A 24,014-nucleotide genomic window follows, 5' to 3' on the forward strand; every position below is an offset into this window, starting at 1 on the left:
GCCGGTGACGGTACGTGGCCGAACGGAAGAAGATCCTGCTGCGCCTCGACCCGGCCGTCCACGACGCGCTGGCGCGATGGGCGTCGGACGAGCTGCGCAGCACCAACGCACAGATCGAGTTCCTGCTGCGGGCCGCGCTCGCGGACCGGGGCCGGCTGCCGAGGGAGGCCGGCGCGATGCCGCGCCGCGGACGCCCACGGCGGGACACCACCACCGACCCCGAGCCCGGCCCCGAGGACGCCCCCTCGACCGAGGCGGTGGACGTCCGCCGCACCCCGCCACCGTGATCGGCAACCGGGAGGAGACCCGTCGTGCAACCACCACCGTCACTACCGGCCCAGCTCTACCTGCTGGCCTACGACCTGGAGCGGAACCGCATGTACCGCTCGCCCTATCTGGGTCGCGCGCTACGCGCGGCCGCCGCGACCGAGCTCTACCAGGCTGGACTGCTGACCGACGAGAACGGCCGGGTCAAGCCCGTCGCGCCCCGTGCGGAGCACCGGCCGCACGCGGAAGGGCGACCGGGCCAGCCTGCTGCGCCGGGCCGGCGGCGCACCCCGACCGCCGATGAGCTGTGCGCACAGCTCATCGGCGAGGTCGGCGCGTCGTCCCGTCACCGGTCGTGGAAGCACTGGGTGAAAAAAAACCAGCGGACCGCCGGCCGGGTCGTGCGCGACCAGCTCGAGGCGGGCCGCTGGATCAGGGTCGAGCGACGCCGAATCCTGGGGATGATCCCGGCGACCTCCGTGACCGTGCGGGACCGGGCGATGGTCCGCCGGCTGCACCGCGAGGTGGAGCAGGTCCTGCACGGAGGGCCGGCCGGCCGCGCCGACCCCGGCCCGGCGAGCCTGGCCGCGCTCCTCGCCGCCGGTCAGATCGGGGCGATGAAAAGCGGCCGGGCCCGGCGGGCACTCAAGGGTCGGCTCGCGCTGCTGGAACCGGTCGCCGGGCCGGCCGTCCCGGCGCTGCGCGCCGCCGTGCGGGAGGCGCAGGCCGCCGAATCAGCCGGTGCAGCCGGTTGACGACTCGGTCGCGGGGTTGACCCGCCAGGTCAGGACTCGCCGCCGCCGGGCTGCGAGTACGTCGCCCCGCCGGTCCCCTGATCCCGCTGCGGGCCACCGGCGCCGCCCGTGCCGGGGGCTTCCGACGAACCCAACCGGCCGGGCTGACCGAACTCACCGGGCTGACCGAACTCATCGGGCTGGCCGGGCTGGCCGGCGGCGTCCGGGCGCGGTACGTCACCCCGCCAGGCTCCGGTCTCCTGGCCACGCTCCTCGATGAAGGACTTGAACCGCTTGAGGTCGTCCTTCACCCGGCGGTCGTCGGCGCCCAGCACCGAGCCGGCCTTCTCCGCGAGCCCCTCGGGCTGCCAGTCCATCTGCACCGTCACCCGGGTGGCGTCGTCGGCCAGCCGGTGGAATGTCACCACGCCGGCGTGACGGGTCCCCTCGGTGCTCTTCCACGAGACGCGCTCGTCCGGGAGTTGCTCGGTGATCGTGGCGTCGAACTCGCGCTCGGCGCCGCCGGCCTTGATCTTCCAGTGGGTGTGGGTGTCGTCCGTCTGCTGGACGGACTCGACCCCCTCCATGAAGTTCGGGAACGACTCGAACTGGGTCCACTGGTTGTAGGCGGTCCGGACCGGGACGGCCACATCGATCGATTCCTGCACGGTGCTCGTCATGGTTCCTCCCATCGACTTCGACGTCGGACGGGTGGGGTCCTCCCCGATGGTGAGGCCCTAACACACGCATCCGGGACGGGAGGGCAAAAGGGTGCCGGGCGGCGCGGATCCTGGAGCGTGATCCCGGCACCGAACCCGGCGTCAGGTCGCGGAGATGATCCCGGTGGCGAGGAGGAACAGGATCACTGAGCCGAGCGCGAGCCGGTAGTAGATGAAGACGCTGTAGCTGTGGCGGGCGACGAACTTGAGCAGCCACGCGATGGCGAAGTAGGCCGTCACGAAGCTCACCACGGTCGCGGTGATGGTGACGGTCCAGCCGACGCCCTGCTCGATGTTGGACGACTCCGTCACGACCTGCAGCAGAGCCGCCGCGAACAGCGCCGGGATGGAAAGGAAGAACGACAGGCGGGTGACCGTCACCCGGTCGATCCCGCACAGCAGCCCGGCGGACATCGTGGACCCCGAACGCGAGATTCCCGGAATCAGCGCCATGCACTGGACGACGCCGATAACCAGCGTGTCCTTCCAGGTCACGTCGTCTTCGTGCCGTTTCTGGGTCGCGACGCGATCGGCGTAGCCCATCACCGCGCTCCACCCGATCAGGGCGGTGCCGACGAACCACAGGCTGCGCAGCGTGGTCTCGATCTGGTCCTTGAAGAGCAGGCCGACTATTCCGATGGGAATGGATCCGACGATCACCGCCACACCGAACCGGAAATCAGGGTGATCGCGGTACTCCGGCCGGGTCACACCCCTGGCCAGGGCGGCGATGATCCGCCGGAAATCATGCCGGAGGTAGAGCAGCGTGGCGAACACCGCGCCGACCTGGATGATCGCCGTGAATGCGGTGATGTCCGGGTCGTCGATGCTGTAGCCGAGCAGCTTCTCGATGATCGTCAGGTGACCGGTACTGGAGACCGGGAGGAACTCGGTGAGCCCCTCGACGGCGCCGAGAAAAACCGCTTCGACGATGTTCATGCCCGCCCTTCCTCCGCACCACCTCCGCCCGGGAGATCGCCAGGAGTGTATGTCGAGAAAGATCACCAATACGCGGTGGGTCCGCCGAGGTCACGCTGCGCGCGCGTCGAACGCCGGCGAGAGCGACCGTCCGCGACCAGGTGACTGTCCGTGATCGGATTGCCGTCCGTGGTCGGGTCGGGCCGGAACGAGGCGCTACCGCTTCCCGCCACCGGCTCGGATACTTGTCCGACCCAATGCCACGGATGTGGCCTATCGACCACGTAACGCCGGCATCGGGCCCGATGTCATGGAACGGGAGCAACAGTGCGCAACGCACCCGACGCGGAGAACTCGGCGGACTCGGCGGACTCGGCGGACTCGCTCCAGGAGCCGGTGCCGCACCAGCCAACGGTTCCCGCGCCCGGCCCGCAGCGACGGCCCGAGCCGGCGGGCCGGCCGGACGGCGGCGTGCTGCGACTCGACCTGCGCATCCCGGTACCCGCCACGCGCGGCCACGACCAGAGCAGTCAGAACCAGAGCAGCCAGCCCGACGGAGCCGACCAGGACGGCTGGCAGATCGCGGTGACCGTCTGCCTGCCCGCGCAGCCATCCCCGTCCGCCGCCGGCCCCGGCACGGACGGTTTGGAGACAGGCGGCCTGGAACCAGGCGGCTCAGCCGCGGGCGGCTCCGGCCCGGGTGTCCCCGTCCTGGTCGGGCTTCCTGGCGGTGGGTACGCCCGGCGGTACTTCGACCTGCCCGAACCCGGCTACAGCCAGGCCGAGCACCACGTCCACCGGGGCGCGGTGGTTGTCATGGTCGACCACCTCGGTGTCGGGGAGAGCAGCGTTCCGCCGACCGAGGTCACCGACCTGCCGACGGTCGCCGCGGCCGGCCACCACGCGGTGACGGCGGTCGTCGACGGCCTGCGTTCCGGCACGCTGGCGCCGGGCGTCGGGCCGGTCGGCGTGTCGGCGGTGATCGGCATGGGGCAGTCGATGGGCGGTCACATCCTGGCCGCCATGCAGGCCCACCACCGCACCTTCGACGGCGTGGCGATCCTGGGCAGCAGCATGACGGCGACGACCATTCCGTGGCGTCCCGGAACGGCCGGCCCGGTGATCCCCGAAGGGTCCTCCCCCGACGAGGCGATGGCGGTCGTCCTGGCGTCAGCCGACTGGATCTACGCGTTCTTCTGGGATGACGTGCCGGAGTCACTCGTGCGGGCCGACAGCACCGGGGGGCTGCCGGGCCGGCGGACCGCCCCGGTCTGGGGCAGCACCACCTACCCGGGGCTCACCGGCGCCGAGGTACTGCCCGCGGGGGTGGCCGAGGCGGCGGCGAGCATCGACGTCCCGGTCCTGTTCGCGACCGGGACGCGGGACGTGACCGGTCCGCCACTGACCGAGCTGGCCGCCTTCGGTTCGGCCACCGACCTCGCCTGGTTCGTCGCGCCGAGGATGGCGCACATGCACAATTTCGCCGGCACCCGGCACCTGCTGTGGAACCGGCTGGACGCCTTCGCCGCCCAGGTGACCGGCCCGCGAACCACCCGGTTGTGGTGATCCGCCCGGCCAGAGCCCGGTACCCTGACCGCCCCCACAGCCGCCCCGCCCCGCCCCGCAAAGAATATAATTCTTTTATCCAAAGAACCGAGTTTCGCGCCTCCCAACATCCCGTACCCAAAGGACCTCGACCATGAGCGACACTGCTGGAGTGGAATGGGAGGGCACCCCCGCCTCGGTGCGGGCCGCTGTCGACCGGGCCCTGAACCGGCACCAGCGGGACGCCCTCGTCGAGGTCGAGCAGATCCTCGACGCGGCCCTGCGGGTCGCCGTCCGTGTCGCGCCGGCCGATCCCAAGGTCGCCGACATCGTCGCCGAGGCCGGGACGTCCAACCAGACCTTCTACCGGTACTTCGCCGGCAAGAACGAGCTCATGCACGCGGTGCTGGAGCGCGGGATCGTCATCCTGCGCTCCTACCTTCGCCATCAGATGTCGAAGAAGTCCGATCCTGCCGGCCAGATGACCGCCTGGGTCGACGGCATGATCGCGCAGATCACCCGGCCGGCGCTCGCGCAGCAGGGCTCCACCGTCAACCGGCTGCTCGCCCGGGCCAGTGATTCGGTGCCGGGGCGGGCCACCCTCGACCAGCAGCTCGGCCAGCTGCTCGTCCCGCCGCTGACGGCGGCCGGCCGACCACGGCCGGATCTCGACGCCAGGCTGATCCAGGACGCCGTCCTCGGCACGATGCAGCGCCATGTGGAGCCCTGCACGGTGCCGACCGAGGACGAGCAGCGCCATCTCATCGACTTCTGCGTCTCGATCCTCCAGGCGGGGCCGGCCGCCGCCCACTGAAACCGGGCTCCGCCTCCGACCTCCCACCAGGTCGCCACGCAAAGTAACGATCTGTGTATTTTGCGTCGGTTAACGGTAGGGGAAGGAGATGGGGCACAGCCGTCGGCGCGACCGGCTCTTCCGCCGCGCGGCGGTCGGCGCCGCGGTGCTGACGGGCGCCTGCGTGGTTCTCGCCCAGGTGCTCCCCGACAGCCTGGCGCTGTCCGCCGTCCGGCTGACGGTGATCGGGTTCCTGCTGCTCGGCGGGACGACCTGCGTGGTCGCCGGGCTGCGTCGCCATGGCGCCGAGCGGTGGTGGCGGCTTCTCATGGCGGTGATGGTTCTCGCCGTGGCGGTGGCGTCGGCCGCGGTGTTCCGGGACACGGCGGCGGGGCGATCTCCCGTCCCCCAGCTGACCCCGGCCTCGCTGGTGTATCTGATTCCGCTCGCGATGGGTGTCGCCGGCGTGCTGCTCTACCCGACCGACCCCGTCGAGCACGACGACGCCGAGGACGGCGGGCCGCTGCACGCCTACCGCTGGTACGCGATCACGATCCTGGACGGCATGATCGTGGTCGGCTCGGTGGCGCTGCTGGTCTGGGCCACCGTGCTGGAGCGCACGGTCGGGCACGGCGAACCACTCGGCCCCGGCCCGCTCTACTCGATCATCCTCGCCGCGGTCTCGCTCGTGGTCTTCGTCGTGCTGATCCTGGTGGCCGTGTTCCGCGAGCCACGCGACAGCCGCGGCCACGCGCTCCTGCTCGCGGGCATGTGCGCCGCCTCGATCTCCGCCATGTGGGAGCTCGCGGTGCTCATCCACGGCCTGGACTACGTCCCGCGGCTGACCGATCTGCCCATTGGCGTCGGTGCGCTGCTCATCGGCCTGGCCGCCATCTCCACCGATCCCGATACGGGTACCGCTACCGGTGCCGCTGTCGACGCCGACGCCGACGCCGACGCCGACGCCGACATCGTGGGAGTGGGGCTGGCCGCCGTTCCCAGCCCGGGTCGGCGGGCCGCCTCGGCCAGGCTCCGCCGGTGGCACGCGATCCTGCCGTACCTCCCGCTGACCGCGGCCGGGGCGGCGACGGTGCTCCAGATCGCCGGAGACGGCATCGGGCACTGGGAGGAGATCTGGGCGCTGCTCGCCCTGCTGCTACTCGCGCTGGTGCGCCAGATGATGACGATGTCGGACAACATCCGCCTGCTCGGCCAGGTGGAGGAGAAACAGCGGCAGCTGCGGCACCAGGCGTTCCACGACCCGCTGACCGGGCTGGCGAACCGCAGCCTGTTCATCGACCGGCTCGAGCGGGCGCTGCGCCGCCAGCCGGGCCCCGCCGAGCGCTTCGCCGTCCTGTTCTGCGACCTCGACGACTTCAAGCGGGTCAACGACGTCCTCGGCCACGCGGCGGGCGACGACCTGCTGCGGATCACCGGCGCACGGCTCGCCGGCTGCGTCCGCGCGGCGGACACCGTGGCCCGCCTCGGCGGTGACGAGTTCGCGATCCTGCTCGTCTCGGCCAACACCGACGATCCCGAGGCAGTCGGACGTCGGCTGGCGGCCGCGGTCCGGGCGCCGGTGCGGCTGGCGAGCCACACCTTCACCGTCGCGGCCAGCGTGGGCCTGGTGACCGTCGACCCGGAGACCGGGACGGGTGCCCCGCACCGAGGCGCGAACCCGGACGCGGAGCCGGACCCGGACCCGGACCCGGACGTGGAGCCGGACCCGGACGTTCCGGACACCGCCGAGCAGCTGCTGCACCGCGCCGACCTGGCGATGTACGCGGCCAAGGCCAGGCGCAACGGGGAGCCGGCCGTCTACACCCCTGAGCTGGTGGGCCCAGGGCGGGCACGGCCCGCCCTGAACGTCCCGCTGCCCTGAGCCGGCCCGAATCCGACTGCCCCCCGAACCAACCCGAACTGGAATCACTCCAAAAGTGTCCGAACCTGATGAAACGGACTGGACCAGCCCTGAGGTCGGCCCGGCGATCCGTGATCACCGGACCAGTGTCGGATCGATATTTCGATCATTCGGAAGTTGCGTTCTTTGTGTACAGAACGCTATTCTGACCACTCCGAGAGGAGACCGACGATGTCGTGGGACTTCGAGACCGAACCCGAGTACCAGGCCCAGTTGGACTGGGCTAACAAGTTCGTGCGGGAGGAGGTCGAGCCCCTCGACATGGCTTGGCCCGACCTGCAGTTCGTGCCACGCGGCGAGACACTGCAACGGGTCGTCGACCCCCTGCGGCAGCAGGTCAAGGACCACGGCCTGTGGGCGACCCACCTGGGCCCGGAGCTCGGTGGCCAGGGGCACGGGCAGCTCAAGCTGTCGCTGCTCAACGAGATCCTGGGCCGTTCCAGCTGGGCGCCGATCGTCTTCGGGTGCCAGGCGCCGGACACCGGCAACGCCGAGATCATCGCGCACTACGGCACCGAGGCCCAGAAGAAGCAGTACCTGCAGCCGCTGCTGGACGGCGAGTGCTTCTCGTCGTACTCGATGACCGAGCCGCAGGCGGGCTCGGACCCGACCCAGTTCACCTGCAGCGCGGTGAAGGACGGCGACGGGTGGGTGATCAACGGCTGGAAGTTCTTCTCCTCGAACGCCAGCACCGCGCGGTTCGTCATCGTCATGGTGGTCACCAACCCCGATGTCAGCCGGTACCGGGGCATGTCGATGTTCCTGATCCCGACGGACACTCCGGGCATCAACATCGTCCGGAACGTGGGTCTGCCCGGTGAGCCGCTGGGCGAGGGGCACCACGCCCTCATCCACTACGAGGACGTCCGCGTCTCGGACGACGCGCTGCTCGGCGGCGAGGGCCAGGCGTTCGCCATCGCGCAGACCCGCCTCGGCGGCGGGCGGATCCACCACGCGATGCGCACGATCGGCCTGGCGAAGAAGGCGCTGGACATGATGTGCGAGCGCGCGCTGAGCCGCAGCACCCAGGGCAGCCTGCTGGCCGACAAGCAGTTCGTCCAGGGCTTCATCGCCGACTCGTACGCCCAGCTGGCGCAGTTCCGGCTGTTCGTGCTCTACACGGCGTGGTCGATCGACAAGCACAAGGACTACCGCAAGGTCCGCAAGGACATCGCCGCGGTCAAGGTGGTCATGCCCGCGGTCCTGCACGACATCGCCTCGCGGGCGCTGCAGGTGCACGGCGCGCTCGGCGCGAGCAACGAGATGCCCTTCAGCCAGATGGTGATGGGCTCGTTCGTGATGGGCCTCGCCGACGGGCCGACCGAGGTGCACAAGGTCACCGTGGCCAAGCAGGTGCTGCGCGACTACAAGCCCACCGACGACCTGTGGCCCACCGAGCACCTGCCCAAGCGCCTCGCCGCGGCGCGCGAGAAGTACGCCGAGTACCTGGAACTCGAAGTGGGGAACCTGTGATCGACATCGAGCGCCTCGCCACGTGGATGGACGAGGCCGGACTCGCCGGCAAGGGCGAGCCGATCGAGCACCGTTACGTCTCCGGTGGCACGCAGAACGAGATCTACGAGATCCGCCGCGGTGACCTGCACGGAGCGCTGCGCATCCCGCCGGCGGGGGCGCCCGCCAGCCGCGACGCCGGCATCCTGCGCGAGTGGCGCATCATCGAGGCCCTGGACGGGACCGACGTCCCGCACACCGCGGCGCTCGGCATGTGCGAGGACGCCTCCGTCCTCGGCCGCTCCTTCTACATCATGGGTTTCGTGGACGGCTGGTCGCCGATGAGCCAGCGCGGTGTCTGGCCGGAGCCGTTCAACTCCGACCTCGAACTCCGCAAGGGGCTGTCCTACCAGCTCGCCGAGGGCATCGCGCTGCTGTCGAAGGTCGACTGGAAGGCCCGCGGCCTGGAGGGCCTCGGCCGCCCCGACGACTTCCACGAGCGCCAGGTCGACCGCTGGACGGCCTTCCTGAACCGCATCAAGAAGCGGGAGCTGCCCGGCTTCGACGTGGCCGCGCAGTGGCTGCGCACGCACCGGCCGATCGACTACATCCCCGGGCTCATGCACGGCGACTACCAGTTCGCGAACGTGATGTTCCAGCACGGGGCGCCCGCGAAGCTGGCCGCCATCGTCGACTGGGAGATGGGCACGGTCGGCGACCCCAAGCTCGACCTGGCCTGGATGCTGCAGAGCTGGCCCGAGGACACCAGCTCGACCGACCTGATCGGCAAGAGCTACGCGGATCTCTACGCGATGCCGACGAAGTCCCAGCTCCTCGCGCACTACGCGGAGGTGTCCGGCCGGCAGGTCGACGACTACGACTACTACCTGATCCTCTGCAAGTTCAAGCTCGCCATCGTCCTCGAGCAGGGCTTCCAGCGCGCGGGTGACGACGAGAAGCTGTTGACGTTCGGCCCGATCGTGCTCGGCGCCATGCAGGAGGCCGCCGACCTCGCGGAGAGCACGGACTACAAGCGATGACCGACACCGACACCAGCACCGCGGACATCCTGCTGGAACGGGTCGGGGCGGTGCTGGTCATCCGCCTCAACCGGCCCGAGGCCCGCAACGCTCTGACCCCCGCGCTGCTCAGCGCCATCGGCTCGGCGATCCTCACCGCGGAGTCGGACCCCGACATCCGGGTGGCCGTGCTGACCGCCGCGGGTGAGAAGGCGTTCTGCGTCGGGATGGACCTGAAGGCCTTCACCTCGGGCGGGGGCTTCTCCCAGATCGCCCCGGAGGACAAGGAGGGCCGGGCGGCCTTCGACCGGCTGATGAGCGGCGACGTCAAGGTCCCCCTCGTCGGCGCCGCGAACGGCACCGCGGTCGGCGGCGGCTTCGAGCTGCTGCTCTCCTGTGACGTCGTCGTGGCCTCTTCGGCGGCGAAGTTCGGCCTGCCCGAGGTCAAGCGAGGCCTGCTCGCGGCCGGCGGAGGCGCGGTCGCCATCGCCAGCCGGATCCCCCTCGCCCTCGCGCTGGAGCTGACCCTCACCGGCGACACCGTGGACGCCGCGCGCGCCCAGCAGCTCGGCCTGGTCAACGCGGTGACCGAACCGGAGAAGGTGCTCGAGGCGGCGCTGGCGTTCGCCGAGCGCATCGCCGCCAACGGCCCGCTCGCCGTCGCCGCGACCAAGGAGATCGTCCGGGCCGCCGCGGCCGACCCCGCGCGCGGGCAGGAGCGCATGGCGCAGCTCTCGCCGGCGGTGTTCAAGAGCGAGGACGCCAAGGAGGGCGCGATGGCGTTCATCCAGAAGCGCACGCCGCAGTGGAAGGGCCGGTGACCATGCGCCGCCCGCTCACCGTCACCGGGCTGCGCCCGCGCGTCAGCGGCCGGGTGGGCTGAGGTGCGCGCCGCGGTCTGCCGCGAGTACGGGCCGCCCGAGGTCGTCCACGTCGAGGAGTTCCCCACTCCCGAGCCGCAGCCCGACCAGGTCGGCGTGCGGGTGCACGCGGCGGCGGTGAACTACTCCGACGTCCTGCTGGTCGCGGGTGAGTACCAGATCAAGGTGCCGCCGCCGTTCGTTCCCGGCAGCGAGTTCGCCGGTGTCGTCGAGACGGTCGGTGCGGACGTGACCGGCGTGTCCGTCGGCGACCGCGTGTTCGGCACCGGCATGGTCGGTGCCTTCGGCGAGGTCGCGGTGGCGCGGGCCGCCGGCATCACCCGCACGCCGGCCGGCATCGCCGACACCGTGGCCGCCGCCTTCGGCGTGGCGCACCGCACCTCGTACCACATGCTCCGGTCGGTGGGCCGGCTGCAGCCCGGCGAGCAGCTCGTCGTGCTCGGCGCGGGTGGCGGGGTGGGCCTCGCCGCCGTCCAGCTCGGGGCGGCGTTGGGCGCCACGGTGACGGCGGTGGCGTCGTCCGCGCGCAAACTCGAGGTGGCGGCCGCCAACGGCGCCACCCACCTCATCGACCACCGCGCGAACGACCTCCGCAAGGCGCTGAAGGAGACCCTCCCGGACGGCGCCGACGTGGTCATCGACCCCGTCGGCGGCGACCTGGCCGAGCCCGCGCTGCGTTCGCTGCGCTGGCGCGGCCGGTTCGTCACGGTGGGCTACGCCGCGGGCTCGATCCCGCGGATCCCGCTCAACCTGGTGCTGCTCAAGGGCATCCAGATCGGCGGGATGCAGCTGCGCGACCTGGGTACGCACGCGCCGGACGAGCTCCAGCGCAACGAGCGGGAGCTCATGGAACTGTTCGCCGCGGGCAGGGCGGTGCCGCACATCGGCGCCAGCTTCACCTTCGACGAGACAGCGGCGGCGCTGCGCTATGTGGCCGACGGCCACGCCATCGGGAAGATCGTCCTGGAGATCGCCCCGTAGCACGGCCCGGGACGTCCACCGCGGGTGCGGCGTGGTGGACGTCCCGAGGGGGGCCGGAAACGACGCCCGGCGCGGCGCAGCCACAACGAGGTGGGTGCGTCGCGCCGGGTCTTTTCGTTTTCGTGCCGCTGGCCGACTCCGACTCCGGTGGAGCGGGAGCCGGCCAGGGCGTGCGTTCTCAGATGGTCTCGGGGTGCTTCTCCGCGAAGAGGCGGGCCCATTCCTTGCGGGACCGGATGGCGGTGTCGACGTCGGTCGCGATCGCCCGGCGGGCGCCGACGGTCGCGCGCTCCTTGGGGATCTCGGAGAACGGGTCCCAGTTGAAGAACCGGCAGGCGTTCTGCCAGGTGATCTTGTCGATCTCCTCGTCGGTCGCACCGGCGTTGTTCAGCTCGTTGAGCACGAACTCCGGCGCGTCCGGCCAGATCGAGTCCGAGTGCGGGTAGTCGCACTCCCAGGCGATGATGTCGATCCCGATCTCACGGCGCAGCTTCAGCGACGTCGGGTCGGTGACGTAGCAGGCGAGTGAGTGGTCGCGGAACACCTCGCTGGGCAGCTTGCCGCCGAAGTCGCGGCGCAGCCAGCGCTGGTTGGTGTAGTGCCGGTCGCAGCGGTCCAGGTAGAACGGGATCCAGCCGATGCCGCCCTCGGAGAAGGCGAACTTCAGGTCCGGGTAGGTCCGCATCGCCGGGCCCCACAGCAGGTCCTGCACAGCCAGCGACGAGATCTGGCACGCCAGGATGATCAGGTTGTCGATCGGCGCGTCCGGGGCGAGCTTGAGCGCGCCGAAACCGGTGCCGATGTGCAGGCACATCACCATCCCGGTGTCGGACAGCGCCTCGAACACCGGAGCCCAGAAGTCGAGATCGTGGTAGCTGGGCAGGCCCTCGAGGTGCGGCAGCTCGGGCATCGTGACCGCCCGGCAGCCCTTCGCCGCCACCCGGCGGATCTCGTTCACCATCAGCTCCGGCTTCCAGGTCGGAAGCAGCGCCAGCGGGATGAACCGGCCCGGGTAGGTGCCGGCCCACTCGTCGATGTGCCAGTTGTTGTACGCCTGGATCATCGTGACCGTGGTGTCGGTCTTGTAGTGGTTGAGATGCCCGGCGCTGAACCCGGCGAACGTCGGGAAGCACATCGACGCCAGGATCCCGTTACGGTCCATGTCCCGGACCCGGTCGTGGATGTCGTACACCCCCGGGCGCATCTCGGCGAAGCCGGCCGGGTCCTTGCCCCACTCCTCCGCCGGCCACGAGACGACCGCGTTCAGGCCACTGACGCCCGTCACCCGGCCCTGGTAGATCCACTGGTCCACGCCCTTGTCGTTGCGCACGACGTGCGGCGCCTGGTCGACCAGGTTCGCCGGGACGTGGTTCTTGAACATGTCGGGCGGCTCGACCACGTGGTCGTCGATGCTCACCAAGACCATGTCGTCGATGTTCATGATCCTCCTCGACTGGCGGGTCCGGGGCGTGCGCCAGACCACATCGTCAGCGTCTCTATCTGTTTCTACGCTTCCCGGCTCTGGCCGTCTCTGCGTATTCGGCCAACAAGCCCACGAAATCGGTCAGGGATCCGCTCGGCTCATCCCGGGTGACCGGGGTGCGTCGGTGCGTCATCAGGACACCCCGACACCGTTCCCGGCAGGGCGACGTCTCGGCGCATCCATACCCCCTCCCTGATCAACCATGACTGATGAGCAGGTCAAGCGCCATCGAAGCCGGCCACGCCCCACCCGGGATCCGGCCGCGCCACATCGTGGTGGATTAGTCACTCAAAGTAGCGCTGCCGTGAATCGATCAGGAATCGATCGGGCCGGATCTGGGACGCCGCCACCGGCCGGCCTGTCGGTTGGCGGCTTGAGCAGTTGCCCGATGGCGAGCTGGCGGTCTGGTCAGCGTCTCGGCGGATGACGCTGCCCGTCACCGTCACCGTCACCGTCACCGCTCGGCCCGTGCCGAGCCGGACGTGCCGACGGCGGCGAAGAAGTCGGCCACTGCCGCGGCTACACGCCGCGGCGCCCTCTCCGGCCCGAAATGGTCGAGGTCCCCGAAGGTGACGAGGCTGGCGCGGGGCAGAATCCCGGCGAGCTGTCGGGTCGCGCGTCCGGCCGCGGTGTCGTCACTGTCCCTGCCGGCCATGAGCAGCGTCGGAGTCGTGATCGCGCGGTAGCGGTCGGGCTGGTTCGCCACCCTCGCCGCTTCCTGATGCTCCCTGATCGTCCCGCCCAGCAGGGCGTGTTTCCGACGGCGTTCGGCGGGTCTGATCGCGAATGCCAGGATGAGTCCGAGCAGGGCACGAGGGACCCGTCCCGTCGTCTCGGGGTTCACGCCACGGACGAAGGTGATGAACGCCTGCCGTGGCCGGCCGCGATCGAGTTCGTCCTGGCAGCGCCGCGCCCATTCCAACGTCACGGGCCCGACGCCGTCGAGGAGGACTCCGGGTTCGTATGCGGCGGCGCCGTCGAACGCACCGACTCCGACTCCGACGGGGGCACCGGCACCGGCAGTGGCACCGGTGTTCCGCAGGGCCTCCAACAGCAGGAATCCGCCGAAGCTGTGCCCGACGACGAATCGAGCTCGCGTCGCCGCTCGGACGGCCTCGAGGTCGGCGAGCTCCTTGGCCGCCGTGTAGGCGTCGCCCTGCGGGCCGCTGGCACCGCGCCCCCGTCTCTCGATTGTGTGGACCGTGAACCCGCTCGCCAGCGCGGCCGCGAATCCATCAAGGTCCGCCGCGACCGCGAGGGCTCCCGGAACAAGCAGAAGACCGGGGCCCCGGCCAATCGTCCGATAACTGATCACCGTTCCGTCGGTCGATTCCACACTCCCTGTCTCGACCTGCGTAGCCACCACGCCACTTCCTTTCGGGCTCCGATATACGTGCGCATTCCGCCGGGCGTGGGATCCAGAAAATCGCGCCACGACCCGCCATCACCCGACCAGGATCGAATCGATCCGGACGGTCGCATCGTATGGAACAGGTCCAGCAAAGGAAATCACGCACTAGTGCACCAGAATTTGATGGCCGGATAGCATCCGTTCCCAGGCGACATGCGCACTAGAGCAGTCCGGGAAGAGGCACGCTGTGGTCATCTCCGATTCGGAGGACGTCCCGCCATACCTGCGGATCACCGCCGAACTGCGGCGGCGGATCACATCCGGCGAGCTGCGGCCGGGCGAGCGGCTGCCGTCGACCCGCCAGATCGTCCGCGAGTTCGGCATCGCGATGGCCACGGCCACCAAGGTGCTCGCGACGCTCCACCAGGAGGGTCTGGCCCGACCTCTCCCGGGTGTCGGCACGATCGTCGACTTCTCGGGCCCGCATCCCCGGAGCCCTGGTGCTGCCCGGCCCCGTGCCGGCGGCCATCCGACGTCGGGGCTGGCCCGACCGCGGATAGTGCGGGTGGCGGTCGACATAGCCGACCTGGAGGGGCTGGCGGCGCTGTCCATGCGTCGCGTGGCCGTCGAGCTCGGTGTCACCACCGTGGCGCTCCACCGGCAGGTGGGCGGGAGGGGACAGCTGGTGCTGTCGATGGCCGACATGGTCTTCGCCGAGGCACCGCCACCCGACCCACCGCCGGCCGGCTGGCGCCGGTGCCTGGAGGCGGCGGCACGGTCCCAGTGGGCCATGTACCGCCGGCACCCCTGGCTGGCACAGGCGATGTCCTTCACCAGGCCCCTGATGTCGCCGCAGATCAAGGCTCATGCGGAGTGGGTGATGCGGGCACTGCACGGACTCGGTCTCGACCCGGTGGCCATGATCCACGTACACACCACCCTGGCCGCCCACATCCGTGGGCTGGCCCTGAACCTGGAGGCGGAGGCGGAGGCGGTGCAGGACTCGGGCCTCACCGACGAGCAGTGGATGGACGCCCACGGCACTTCCGCGATCACCCCACCGGCGGCGACTTCGGCTCACCCGCTGCTGGCGAGCGTCCCGCCCCGATCCCTCGACCTCGACTCGCTCTTCGAGTTCGGCCTGCAACGCCTCCTCGACGGCATCGCCATCCTGATCGAGACGAGTCGCTGCCCCGTTCAGCCTCCCCCGCAGGCCGTGTCCAGGCCGATGAGCGGTGACGAGAATTCGCCGGAGCGTGGTGCCTCCGCGTGACCCGGGTCTCATCTCCTGCCCTTGATCTCAACCGCGGTCGAGGTCGCAGACTCGACCTTCGTCAACGGCGATGAAGGGATGTCCGATGAAGGCAGCGGCGTTCGCGCGGCACGGTGGCCCGGAGGTTCTCGAGCTGATGGATCTGGCCACGCCGGTGGCCGGGCCCGGCCAGGTACGGGTCCGGGTCCGGTTCGCCGGTGTCCAGCCGATCGACTGCGCCGTCCGCGCGGGCTGGGCACCGCCCGGGGTGACACCCCGGCTCCCGACGATTCCCGGCAACGAGTTCGCCGGGGTCGTCGACCAGGTCGGCGACGAGGTCGATGGAGTCGGCGGGATCGACGGCGTCGACGGCGGGGGTCACGGCGTCGCGGTGGGCGCCGAGGTGCTCGGCTTCGGGCAGCTGGGTGCGTATGCCGAGTATCTGGTGGTACCGGCCGGCCAGGTGACCGCCAAGCCGGCCGGCATGTCCTGGGAGGTCGCGGGTGGGTTCAGCGGCGGGGCGCAGACCGCCCACATCGCGCTGCGGGAGCTGGGCGTCGGCAGGGACGACACCGTCCTGATCCACGCCGCCGCCGGCGGGGTCGGGACGGTCGCCGTCCAACTGGCCGTACGCGCCGGCTCGACCGTCATCGGCACCGCCGGCGCGGCCAACCACGACTATCTCCGCTCACTGGGCGCGATCCCGGTCGCCTACGGCGACGGCCTGGTCGAACGCGTCCAGGCGATCGCGCCCGCGGGCGTGGACGCCGTGCTGGACGGAGCCGGCGGCGACGCGCTGACCACGTCGCTGGCGCTGGTCGCCGACCGGAGCCGGATCCTCACCCTCGTCGAGCACGGCCGGGCGGGGGAGCTCGGGATCCGGGTCACGCCCAACCTCCGGTCAGCCGCCCGGCTCGCCGAGCTGGCCGACCTCCAGGCGCACGGAGCCCTGCACATCAACGTCCGCCGGGTCGTCCCGCTCGCGGACGCCGCCGAGGCGCACCGGGAGCTGGAGACGAGACACGGCCGCGGCAAGATCGTCCTTGCCGTCAGCAGCGGCTGACGGCCACCGCCCCTGCAGTGGCGCGCAGGAGGCGCCACTGCCTCTGCCCGCGCGGCACGGGGAGTGACGGCGCCCGTCTCAGCCCTCCTAGGCCCTCCTCAGCCCGCCTCGGTTGCAGCCAGGAGGCGGCCATCCCGGTCGTAGGCCCGGACGACCGGTCGATTGGCCTGGTACCAGTCGTTGAAAAGCGTCGGGTTGTTCCGTCTGAAGTCCTCGAACCCGGGCTCACCGGGCCGTGGACCAGGCTCGGGCGGATCGATCTGGACGGTCCTGACCACGACCTTCCCGTCCTGGATGGGAACCTCGACGATTTCGCCGGACGGAGTCGTCGCGGTGACCCGGGCAACCCGGGCCGACACCCGTCCGCCACAGTCATGGACCGTGCGACTGTCACCGGGGCCGCTACCGAAGCCGGCTCCGAGGCGGCCTCCGAAGCCGCCGCCTATCCTGTGACTTCCGCCGGCGTACTCCAGCTCGAGATCGGTCCGGGGCACCGCATCGTGCCCGCCCCCCCAGCTGTAGACATACGCCCCGTCGATGTCCAGCCGACCTGCCGCGTCCGCCGGCACGTCGCAGTCGACGAACGTCGAGGGGTTCGACAGGATCACGGTCGCTCCGGCGGCGTCCCGCGCCGCCGCCCACACCGTCAGCCCACCCGGCTGGAAGCGCGCCGGGTCCGCCGGCCCAGGACCGGACTGTAGGCACTCGACCACGAGATGTGCCGCTTCGTCCGGAGTGAAGGTGACCGGCTGGAGCCGGGTGATCCGCGGGGCCGGCGGAAGGTCGGCGGGCGCGAGGGATGCCTTCCCCGTGCCGCCCCCCAGAGTCAGGCCGGCCGCGATCCCCACCGCGGCCACGGCGCACGCCACCGCCGGGGCGGCCCGCCGCGCGACCCGACGACGGCGCTCCCCCGGAACCCGGGCCCGTACGCCGGCCCACAGATCACCCGACGGCCGGACGTCCACCGTTCGCTCCGCGCCACGAAGGCGTTCGATCATCTCCTCGTCGGAGGTCATGCCGCACCTCCCCTCGTCCCGTTCAGTTCCGATGCGCCGAGCTGGGGCGGCACGGCGCCGTCGCCGGATCTCGACGGCTGCCGCACGCCGTCGGACCGCGGTCCCATCGCCGTCCCCAGCGACGGATCGGCCCGCAACCGGGCCAGGCCCCGTGACGCGTGGGTCTTCACAGTCCCGACCGAGCAGCCGAGGATCTCCGCGACGCGGGCCTCGGACAGGTCCTCGCAGTAGCGCAGCACCACGACGGCCCGCTGCCGGGTGGGCAGGGCGGCCAGCGCCGCCGCGAGTCCCGCCCGGTCCTCCACCGCCGCCAGCTCGCCGGCGGACCCGCCGACCAGCCTGTCGGGCACCGTGGGCATCAGCGTCTCGACCACCCGGCGACCGCGGAACCGTCGCCGATGAGCGTTGACGAGAATTCGCCGCACGTAGGCGTCAGGGGAGTCGCACACACGGACCTTCCGCCAGGCGACGAAGGTACGTGCCAACGCCGTCTGCGCCAGGTCCTCCGCCTCGGCCGCGTCGCCGGTCAGCAGGTACGCCAGCCGCAGCAAGGCCGGCAGCCGGGCGGCGAAATACGCCCGGAACTCATCGTGTCCGTCATCGTCCATCAGCTCTCCTCAACCCTCCAGAGGCCCCCAGGACCCGCTCAGGTTGACCGAGACGGAGCTGACCGACTCGACGCCGCCAATGACGCCGATCATGGCGGCCGCGTTGATCCTGGGCACGACGGCCCGTCCCGATCCGCGTGGGTGAGGCTGGTCGGGCGCGCCGTACGCCGGAAGAGGTTTGACTTCGAGCGCGCTCGAAGTCCTAGCTTCGAGGCATGACCGCGATCGACGAGCTCAGCGAAGACGGTCCTCGGGTGCCGGCCGGGCGTACGTCGGGCTGCCGGGCACCCGGGCCGGGACGGCCCTCCGTCGGCGTCGCCGGGCCGGCGGACAGCGGCCTCACCATCGCGGAGACGGCGACGGTGAGCGGCGTGAGCGCGCACACTCTGCGGTACTACGAGCGGGTGGGCCTCATGCTCGATCGGGTGGCGCGCGCTCCGTCGAGCCATCGCCGCTACGACGACGAGGACCTGCGCTGGATCGCGACGCTCACCGCGCTGCGCCAAACCGGCATGCCGATCCGCCAGATCGCGCGGTACGCGGCGCTTGTACGGGCCGGCCACGGCAACGAGACCGAACGGCTCGAGCTGCTCACCGCCCACAAGGAGCGCGTCACCGAGCGTCTCGATGAGGTTCGCCGCCATCTCACAGCCATCGACACCAAGATTGATATCTATCGGGAGAGGACCAGACGACCGATGCCCCACGACACATTGCGCCAGGTACCGCTCGGTTCCCAGGGACTCCAGGTCAGCGTGCAGGGCCTCGGCTGCATGGGCATGTCCGACTTCTACGGCGCAACCGACGACAACGAATCGATCGCCACCATTCAGCGCGCGCTCGGCCTGGGCGTCACCTTCCTCGACACCGCCGACATGTACGGGCCGTTCACAAACGAGCGACTGGTCGGGCGGGCCATCTCCGGCCGGCGCGACGAGGTGACGCTCGCGACCAAGTTCGGGATCGTCCGTGACCCGGACAATCCCCAGGCCAGGAACATCAACGGCCGGCCGGAGTACGTCCGCTCAGCCTGCGACGCATCCCTGTCCCGCCTCGGGGTCGACCACATCGATCTCTACTACCAGCATCGGGTCGACCCGACTGTGCCGATCGAGGACACCGTTGGCGCCATGGCCGAGCTGGTCACCGCCGGGAAGGTGCGCTACCTCGGCCTCTCCGAAGCATCGCCGGCCACGATCCGCCGGGCGCACGCCGTGCATCCCATCTCCGCACTGCAGACCGAGTACTCGATCTGGTCACGCCACCCCGAAGAGGAGATCCTCCCGACGGTGCGCGAGCTCGGCATCGGCTTCATCGCCTACAGCCCGCTCGGACGGGGGTTCCTCACCGGAACCTTCCGTACCCAGAACGACTTCGAGGCCGGCGACTTCCGCGCCAGCATGCCCCGGATGAACTCCGAGAACCTCGACGCCAACCTCTCGGTCGTCGCCCAGATCGAGGAGATCGCGGCGGCGCGGAACGCGACACCCGCCCAGGTCGCGCTCGCCTGGGTGCACCACCAGGGCGACGACATCGTCCCGATCCCCGGAACGAAACGACGTCGTTACCTGGAGCAGAACGTCGCCGCCGCCGGCCTCTCACTGACTCCGCACGAGTTGGAAATCCTGACGAAGGCCGGCGAGGCTGTGCAGGGCGAGCGCTACCCGGACATGTCCAACGTCAATCTGTGATGTGAGAGCACACCGGTGCCGGCGGCCGTTCTCCTGTTCAGAGCTGGTTGTAGACGGATTTCGTCTGGAGGTACATCTCGATGCCGTCCTTGCCGAACTCGCGGCCCCAGCCGGACTGCTTGTAGCCGCCGAACGGCATCTGGTGGTCGAAGACCAGCTGGCAGTTCAGCGTGATGGTGCCCGCCTCGATCCGCTTGGCGAGGCGGTGGGCCCGGGCGCCGTTCTGCGTGTAGACGGCGCCGGCCAGACCGTAGGTCGTGTCGTTGGCCAGGGCGATGGCCTCGTCCTCGTCGTCGAACGGCAGGACGGCGACCACCGGCCCGAAGATCTCCTCGCGGTACAGCCGTGCGTCGGTGGAGACGTTGGTGAGCATGGTCGGGTGCACGAAGTATCCCTTGCCTTGTGGGAGTTCGGCAGCGAACCCGGTACCGCCCTGATCACCGAGTTCATGGCCCTGGCCAACCACCGCAAGACCATCCGCGCGGAGATCGCCGAAATCGCCGAGCGATCCCGCGAGGCACAACTGGAGTCGCTCACCCGTAGAGCCGCCGATGAGGATCTCGGCCTCCCCGACGTGCCCCCGATCGCGCTCCTGGTCCTGATGACCATGGTCTCCAGAGGAATCATGATGGAAAATTCCCTGGGAGTGACCCTCGGACATGCGGAAGCCCTGGCGGTCATCGAGAACATTCTCGCCACCGTCGAGAACAGGTCAGACTCGGCCCACATCGACGGCGTCACCGAAACGCGCGCCGCCGGCCTGTGACACGATTCCACCCCTTTCCAACTCGGCACCATGTACTACAGATGAGTGCCAGACCTTCGGAAAACTCGTTCGGCTGGTCCCACCCGATGCTGACGCCCCTTCGTGGCTGTCCTGTCGGGTTGCGCCCTGGAGCGCCTCGTCGAAATGAGGCGTCCACATCGTTCACTCGCCCCCGTTGCTGACGCCGCCGAGTTGTTCGATCCGCTGGGCCGCAGGTCGGTCAGCGCGGCGACGGAGGCGGTGAGTGAGCCGTCCGGCGCACGAGCAGACGGCTCCGAATCCTGTGACGCGACACCGCCCGTCAGCGGCCCCGGTGCCCTGGCGGCTCAGGGCGCGGTGAGTGCTTCGGTGGGTTGGAGGCGGGAGGCGCGGGTGGCGGGGTAGAGCCCGGCGCCCGCGCCGACGACGAGGGTGGCGCCGAGTCCGAGAAGCATCGCCCAGGACGGGACGACGGTTGGCCAGGCCTGAGTGGTGGCGTAGCACGTGGTGACGCCGGTGCCGAGGATGAGTCCTGTGATCCCGCCTAGCGTGGACAGGAGAAGCGCTTCGGCGAGGAACTGGTTGCGGATGTCCCCGCGGGTGGCGCCGAGGGCGCGGCGGAGTCCTACCTCGCCTCGTCGTTCGAGGACGGAGATGACCATGGTGTTCGCGACGCCGATGCCGCCGACGAGTAGCGCGACCGATCCGAGGCCGAGCAGGAGCGCGCCGAGTGTGGAGTCGGCCGCGTGCTGTGCGGCGAGGGCGTCGGAGGGGCGGGAAACGTCAACCTCGTTGGGGGCCGCGGGGTTGGCGGTGCGGGCGAGCAGCGTCTGTACGGCTTCGACATGGTCGGGGTTTGCTCGGGTGTACGCGGTGGTCGGGTAGGTGTCGAAGCCGAGCAGGTCGGCAGCGACGGGCCAGCCGACGAGGGCGGCGCGGTCGAGTTCGGGTGCGAGGGCGACGTGGGCGAGGATGCCGACGACGGTGAACCACCGGCCACCGAGGTAGATCTGCTGGTCCGGTCCGGTCGAGTCGATGCCCAGGTGAGCCGCCGCTGTCGATCCAAGGACCACGGCGGGATAGTGCTGGGTCGCCTCGTTGAGGTAGGTACCGGCGACGATGTTGGCGCCGACGGTGTCGGGAAGGTCCAGTCTGGTTGCCAGCACGGCGATGCTGCCGGATTCCGCGGCCGGGATGTGATCGTTGCGGTAGATCCTGGCTTCCGGCACCAGGCCGGTGGCGCTGACCGACTTGACATCGCCGATCGCGCCGATCATTGCGACGGCCTCGGTCGGCAGGTGTGCCTGGTCGCCGAAGAGGTTCTGGCCGGGCCTGACGGTGAGCAGGTTGGTGCCGAGTGCGGCGATCTGGCGGTGGAAGTCCTCCCGGCTGGAGGAGGAGATGCCGACAACCGAGATCATGGCCGCGATGCCGATCGCGATACCCAGAGCGGACAGCGCGACACGCGTCGGTCGCGAGCGCAGACCGCCGGCGCCGACTCGGATCAGATCCCGCGCCGCGAGCCGGACCGGGCGAAGCACCCTGTTTACATCCGGCACCGGTCCGACGCACGCCGCAGGTCCGGGCCTGCTCGTCGGCGAGTTGCCGTCCCGGGCAGCTGCGTCACTCGTTGCAGAGGCATCGGTCGTTGATCGGGCGGTGATCATACGCGGGCTCCCTGAGGTGTCCGGACGTCTCCGCTGTCGCCGACCTTGCGGCCGTCCCGCATCTCGATGCGTCGCGGCAGGGCTGCGGCGATGTCGCGGTCATGCGTGATGACCACGACAGTGGTTCCGGCGGAGTGGAGCTGTCGTAGCAGGGCCATCACCTCGCCCCCGGACGATGAGTCGAGGTTGCCGGTGGGTTCGTCGGCGAGCAGAAGCATTGGCTCGCCGATCACGGCGCGGGCGATCGCGACGCGTTGGCGTTCGCCGCCGGACATCTGGTGCGGCCGGTGGTGGACTCGTTGACCGAGACCGACCCGGTCAAGGGCGGCGCGCGCGCGTTCGAGCCGTTCCGCACGGCGCACGCCGGTGTACAGCAACCCGTCGGCCACGTTGTCCAATGCCGGTACGCCAGGGGCGAGATGGAACTGCTGGAAGACGAACCCGATGCGTTGCGCGCGTAGTGCCGAGAGCTGGTCGTCACTCAGCGTATGGACCGGCTGGCCATCGACGGTAAGGGTGCCCGTCGTCGGCCTGTCGAGGGTGCCGAGCAGGTGGAGCATCGTCGACTTGCCCGATCCGGACGGCCCGACGATCCCGACGAGCTCGCCATAGTTGATCCGCAGGCTGACTTCGGCCAGCGCGCTGACCGGGCCAAAACGCCTGGACACCTGGTCGAGGACGACGATGGGAACCACGGCGCTCACTGGGCGACTCGCACGGCGACGCCCTCGGTGATGCCCGCCCCACTGATCTCGACCTTGCCGTCAGCGAACAATCCGGCCTTGACCGGCAGAAGCACCGGCCGCCTGTCCTGGACGGTCTGTACCGCGTACCCACCGTCCGGGTTCGCTAGGAGCGCGGTGATCGGCACCATCAACACGTTCGTCCGCTGCTCCGTGACGATCCTCAGTGTCACCGGCGATGAGTCGAAGCCGCCGGCGAGCGCGGACGGATCGTCGAACGACACGATCACGGTGACGAAGGTCTTGTTCTGCTCCTCGATGGTCTGCGCGACAGTGCCGACGCTGCTGACCGTGCCGTCGAGACGTTGACCGGTCGGAATGGTGATGGTCGCCGGGTCGCCGGTGTGGACGAGATGTTGCAGCGACACGTCCAGCGGGATCGATGCCACCTGCGTGGTGCCGCTGTAGGTGAGGACCTGCTGGTTGGGTTGCAGGCCCAGATGGCTGCCGACCGGGATGGCCTGGAGGGCGACCCGGATGTCGCCGTCGTGGACGAAGATCTGGTCGGGTGGGACGGTGCCTGTGACGGGTAGCCCGCTCTTGGCCTGCCACGCCTGCACGGCCGGGGCGGTGGCGGCGTCGAGGGTGTCATCGACGGTGAAACCCGTGTAGCCCAGCTCCTGGAGGCTGGCCTCCAGCTCCTTCACGTCGGGACCCACTGTGCCTGTGGCGAGTGTCCGGTACGGCGTCGCGGTGCCGTGCAGGAGGATGACCGGCCTGCCGTCGACCGCGTACACGGGTTGGCCGATCTTCACCGTCGTGCCCGGCGCGGCGATCCAGGTGACGACTCCGGACTGCTGCTGGGCGACGAGCCCTACCGGCTCGCCGTAGGAGATCAGGCCGCCGACCTGCTGGGTCTGGGTGAGGGTGCCGCGTTGGACCGTCGCGGTCGCCGCGGGAACCAGACCGGTCGGCGGCGATGACGAGCCGCCACCGAATCCCACCGCGGCGGCGACGATCAGGACGGCGACTCCCGCCCCCGCGAGGACGAACAGGTACCGGCGTGGAAGGCGCCGTAGCGGGCTCGCCAGCAGGGCGACCGTCGCCCGTGCCCAGGCCCCGCTCGGCACACGCCGGTCGCCTGCCTCATGCTCGGCTGCCGTCGGTGGGGCGGTCGCGAAAGTCCCATCGGTCCTGGTCTCGTCCGTTCCGGTTCCGGCCATGG

The 24,014-nt window shown here is 70.3% G+C and carries 22 protein-coding genes and 2 pseudogenes; 14 read left to right on the top strand and 10 right to left on the bottom strand.

From position 1 onward, the window contains the following. Positions 1–14 precede the first annotated feature (14 nt). Both E0504_RS27805 and E0504_RS27810 read left to right on the top strand, forming a co-directional pair. Positions 15–287, top strand: a complete 273-nt coding sequence (locus E0504_RS27805) for a hypothetical protein (protein WP_071059638.1) — start codon at positions 15–17, stop codon at positions 285–287. A gap of 24 nt (positions 288–311) precedes the next feature. Beyond that, on the top strand, positions 312–1,022 hold the full coding sequence (locus E0504_RS27810) for a GPP34 family phosphoprotein (protein WP_071059637.1): 711 nt from the start codon (positions 312–314) through the stop codon (positions 1,020–1,022). Between the two features lie 29 nt (positions 1,023–1,051). On the opposite strand, the gene E0504_RS27815 is transcribed toward E0504_RS27810, so the two are convergent. After that, positions 1,052–1,681 (bottom strand): SRPBCC family protein, encoded by a 630-nt coding sequence (locus E0504_RS27815; protein ID WP_131626097.1) that lies wholly within the window; start codon positions 1,679–1,681, stop codon positions 1,052–1,054. A 141-nt stretch (positions 1,682–1,822) separates the two neighbouring features. After that, entirely contained in the window at positions 1,823–2,659 is an 837-nt protein-coding gene (locus E0504_RS27820) for an undecaprenyl-diphosphate phosphatase (protein ID WP_112105027.1), read from the bottom strand. A gap of 306 nt (positions 2,660–2,965) precedes the next feature. Here E0504_RS27820 and E0504_RS27825 point away from each other — a divergent pair, with 306 nt between their 5' ends. The 7 genes from E0504_RS27825 (at position 2,966) to E0504_RS27855 (ending at position 11,230) form a co-directional block, all read left to right on the top strand. Then, a complete protein-coding gene (locus E0504_RS27825; protein ID WP_131626098.1) occupies positions 2,966–4,204 on the top strand; it encodes an alpha/beta hydrolase in 1,239 nt (412 codons plus the stop codon). 133 nt (positions 4,205–4,337) lie between these two features. After that, on the top strand, positions 4,338–4,997 hold the full coding sequence (locus E0504_RS27830) for a TetR/AcrR family transcriptional regulator (RefSeq protein ID WP_071059634.1): 660 nt from the start codon (positions 4,338–4,340) through the stop codon (positions 4,995–4,997). An 88-nt stretch (positions 4,998–5,085) separates the two neighbouring features. Further along, positions 5,086–6,858 carry a GGDEF domain-containing protein gene (locus tag E0504_RS27835; protein WP_131626099.1) on the top strand — a complete coding sequence of 591 codons (1,773 nt, stop codon included), beginning with the start codon at positions 5,086–5,088 and terminating at the stop codon, positions 6,856–6,858. A 210-nt stretch (positions 6,859–7,068) separates the two neighbouring features. After that, positions 7,069–8,370, top strand: coding sequence for an acyl-CoA dehydrogenase family protein (locus tag E0504_RS27840; protein ID WP_112105024.1), 1,302 nt, complete (start codon positions 7,069–7,071; stop codon positions 8,368–8,370). After that, positions 8,367–9,389: a phosphotransferase family protein gene (locus E0504_RS27845; RefSeq protein ID WP_112105023.1), complete on the top strand. Its 1,023-nt coding sequence runs from the start codon at positions 8,367–8,369 to the stop codon at positions 9,387–9,389. Before E0504_RS27840 ends, E0504_RS27845 begins: the two co-directional genes overlap by 4 nt. Beyond that, a complete protein-coding gene (locus E0504_RS27850) occupies positions 9,386–10,189 on the top strand; it encodes an enoyl-CoA hydratase-related protein (RefSeq protein WP_071059631.1) in 804 nt (267 codons plus the stop codon). Before E0504_RS27845 ends, E0504_RS27850 begins: the two co-directional genes overlap by 4 nt. A 63-nt stretch (positions 10,190–10,252) precedes the next feature. Further along, positions 10,253–11,230 carry an NADPH:quinone oxidoreductase family protein gene (locus E0504_RS27855; protein WP_131626100.1) on the top strand — a complete coding sequence of 326 codons (978 nt, stop codon included), beginning with the start codon at positions 10,253–10,255 and terminating at the stop codon, positions 11,228–11,230. Between the two features lie 178 nt (positions 11,231–11,408). Here E0504_RS27855 and E0504_RS27860 read toward each other — a convergent pair whose 3' ends face one another. Continuing rightward, positions 11,409–12,671 (bottom strand): amidohydrolase family protein, encoded by a 1,263-nt coding sequence (locus E0504_RS27860; RefSeq protein ID WP_131626101.1) that lies wholly within the window; start codon positions 12,669–12,671, stop codon positions 11,409–11,411. A 496-nt stretch (positions 12,672–13,167) separates the two neighbouring features. Next, positions 13,168–14,079 carry an alpha/beta fold hydrolase gene (locus E0504_RS27865; RefSeq protein WP_112108754.1) on the bottom strand — a complete coding sequence of 304 codons (912 nt, stop codon included), beginning with the start codon at positions 14,077–14,079 and terminating at the stop codon, positions 13,168–13,170. 232 nt (positions 14,080–14,311) lie between these two features. On the opposite strand from E0504_RS27865, the gene E0504_RS27870 reads away from it, so the two are divergent. Beyond that, entirely contained in the window at positions 14,312–15,337 is a 1,026-nt protein-coding gene (locus tag E0504_RS27870; protein WP_200835466.1) for a TetR/AcrR family transcriptional regulator C-terminal domain-containing protein, read from the top strand. A gap of 85 nt (positions 15,338–15,422) precedes the next feature. Further along, positions 15,423–16,379 (top strand): NADP-dependent oxidoreductase, encoded by a 957-nt coding sequence (locus E0504_RS27875; RefSeq protein WP_112108755.1) that lies wholly within the window; start codon positions 15,423–15,425, stop codon positions 16,377–16,379. Positions 16,380–16,477: 98 nt separating this feature from the next. Here the strand turns inward: E0504_RS27875 and E0504_RS27880 are convergent, their stop codons facing one another. After that, positions 16,478–17,395, bottom strand: a complete 918-nt coding sequence (locus tag E0504_RS27880) for a hypothetical protein (protein WP_112108756.1) — start codon at positions 17,393–17,395, stop codon at positions 16,478–16,480. Further along, complete coding sequence (locus E0504_RS27885; protein ID WP_112108757.1) at positions 17,392–18,003, bottom strand: SigE family RNA polymerase sigma factor; 612 nt, start codon at positions 18,001–18,003, stop codon at positions 17,392–17,394. The genes E0504_RS27880 and E0504_RS27885 overlap by 4 nt, the downstream gene beginning before the upstream one ends. 215 nt (positions 18,004–18,218) lie before the next feature. On the opposite strand from E0504_RS27885, the pseudogene E0504_RS52280 reads away from it, so the two are divergent. Together E0504_RS52280 and E0504_RS27890 are read left to right on the top strand one after the other, a co-directional pair. Beyond that, positions 18,219–18,533: pseudogene (locus E0504_RS52280) on the top strand (MerR family transcriptional regulator); the annotation flags it as partial. 168 nt (positions 18,534–18,701) lie between these two features. Next, positions 18,702–19,694: an aldo/keto reductase gene (locus tag E0504_RS27890; protein ID WP_243657660.1), complete on the top strand. Its 993-nt coding sequence runs from the start codon at positions 18,702–18,704 to the stop codon at positions 19,692–19,694. Positions 19,695–19,731: 37 nt separating this feature from the next. Here the strand turns inward: E0504_RS27890 and E0504_RS52285 are convergent. Next, a pseudogene (locus tag E0504_RS52285) lies at positions 19,732–20,199 on the bottom strand (aldehyde dehydrogenase); the annotation flags it as partial. Between E0504_RS52285 and E0504_RS52290 the strand changes: the two are divergent. Further along, a complete protein-coding gene (locus E0504_RS52290; protein ID WP_243657644.1) occupies positions 20,095–20,460 on the top strand; it encodes a hypothetical protein in 366 nt (121 codons plus the stop codon). The pseudogene E0504_RS52285 and the gene E0504_RS52290 sit on opposite strands and share 105 nt — an antisense overlap. A 326-nt stretch (positions 20,461–20,786) precedes the next feature. Here E0504_RS52290 and E0504_RS27900 read toward each other — a convergent pair whose 3' ends face one another. Genes E0504_RS27900 through E0504_RS27910 form a run of 3 tightly spaced genes read right to left on the bottom strand, consistent with a single transcriptional unit; the run spans position 20,787 to position 24,012 of the window. Beyond that, positions 20,787–22,106 carry an ABC transporter permease gene (locus tag E0504_RS27900; RefSeq protein WP_243657645.1) on the bottom strand — a complete coding sequence of 440 codons (1,320 nt, stop codon included), beginning with the start codon at positions 22,104–22,106 and terminating at the stop codon, positions 20,787–20,789. After that, on the bottom strand, positions 22,103–22,810 hold the full coding sequence (locus E0504_RS27905) for an ABC transporter ATP-binding protein (RefSeq protein ID WP_243657646.1): 708 nt from the start codon (positions 22,808–22,810) through the stop codon (positions 22,103–22,105). The genes E0504_RS27900 and E0504_RS27905 overlap by 4 nt, the downstream gene beginning before the upstream one ends. Next, positions 22,807–24,012, bottom strand: a complete 1,206-nt coding sequence (locus E0504_RS27910; protein ID WP_243657661.1) for a peptidoglycan-binding protein — start codon at positions 24,010–24,012, stop codon at positions 22,807–22,809. Before E0504_RS27910 ends, E0504_RS27905 begins: the two co-directional genes overlap by 4 nt. Between the last annotated feature and the right edge of the window lie 2 nt (positions 24,013–24,014).

This window comes from Parafrankia sp. BMG5.11 (assembly GCF_004337455.1).

Bases quoted from the DNA above. Each gene is read 5' to 3' on its own strand.
- E0504_RS27815 (WP_131626097.1), bottom strand. From the start codon at position 1,681: ATGACGAGCACCGTGCAGGAATCGATCGATGTGGCCGTCCCGGTCCGG.
- E0504_RS27820 (WP_112105027.1), bottom strand. From the start codon at position 2,659: ATGAACATCGTCGAAGCGGTTTTTCTCGGCGCCGTCGAGGGGCTCACC.
- E0504_RS27830 (WP_071059634.1), top strand. From the start codon at position 4,338: ATGAGCGACACTGCTGGAGTGGAATGGGAGGGCACCCCCGCCTCGGTG.
- E0504_RS27835 (WP_131626099.1), top strand. From the start codon at position 5,086: ATGGGGCACAGCCGTCGGCGCGACCGGCTCTTCCGCCGCGCGGCGGTC.
- E0504_RS27840 (WP_112105024.1), top strand. From the start codon at position 7,069: ATGTCGTGGGACTTCGAGACCGAACCCGAGTACCAGGCCCAGTTGGAC.
- E0504_RS27850 (WP_071059631.1), top strand. From the start codon at position 9,386: ATGACCGACACCGACACCAGCACCGCGGACATCCTGCTGGAACGGGTC.
- E0504_RS27860 (WP_131626101.1), bottom strand. From the start codon at position 12,671: ATGAACATCGACGACATGGTCTTGGTGAGCATCGACGACCACGTGGTC.
- E0504_RS27875 (WP_112108755.1), top strand. From the start codon at position 15,423: ATGAAGGCAGCGGCGTTCGCGCGGCACGGTGGCCCGGAGGTTCTCGAG.
- E0504_RS27880 (WP_112108756.1), bottom strand. From the start codon at position 17,395: ATGACCTCCGACGAGGAGATGATCGAACGCCTTCGTGGCGCGGAGCGA.
- E0504_RS27885 (WP_112108757.1), bottom strand. From the start codon at position 18,003: ATGGACGATGACGGACACGATGAGTTCCGGGCGTATTTCGCCGCCCGG.
- E0504_RS27890 (WP_243657660.1), top strand. From the start codon at position 18,702: ATGCCCCACGACACATTGCGCCAGGTACCGCTCGGTTCCCAGGGACTC.
- E0504_RS27900 (WP_243657645.1), bottom strand. From the start codon at position 22,106: ATGATCACCGCCCGATCAACGACCGATGCCTCTGCAACGAGTGACGCA.
- E0504_RS27910 (WP_243657661.1), bottom strand. From the start codon at position 24,012: ATGGCCGGAACCGGAACGGACGAGACCAGGACCGATGGGACTTTCGCG.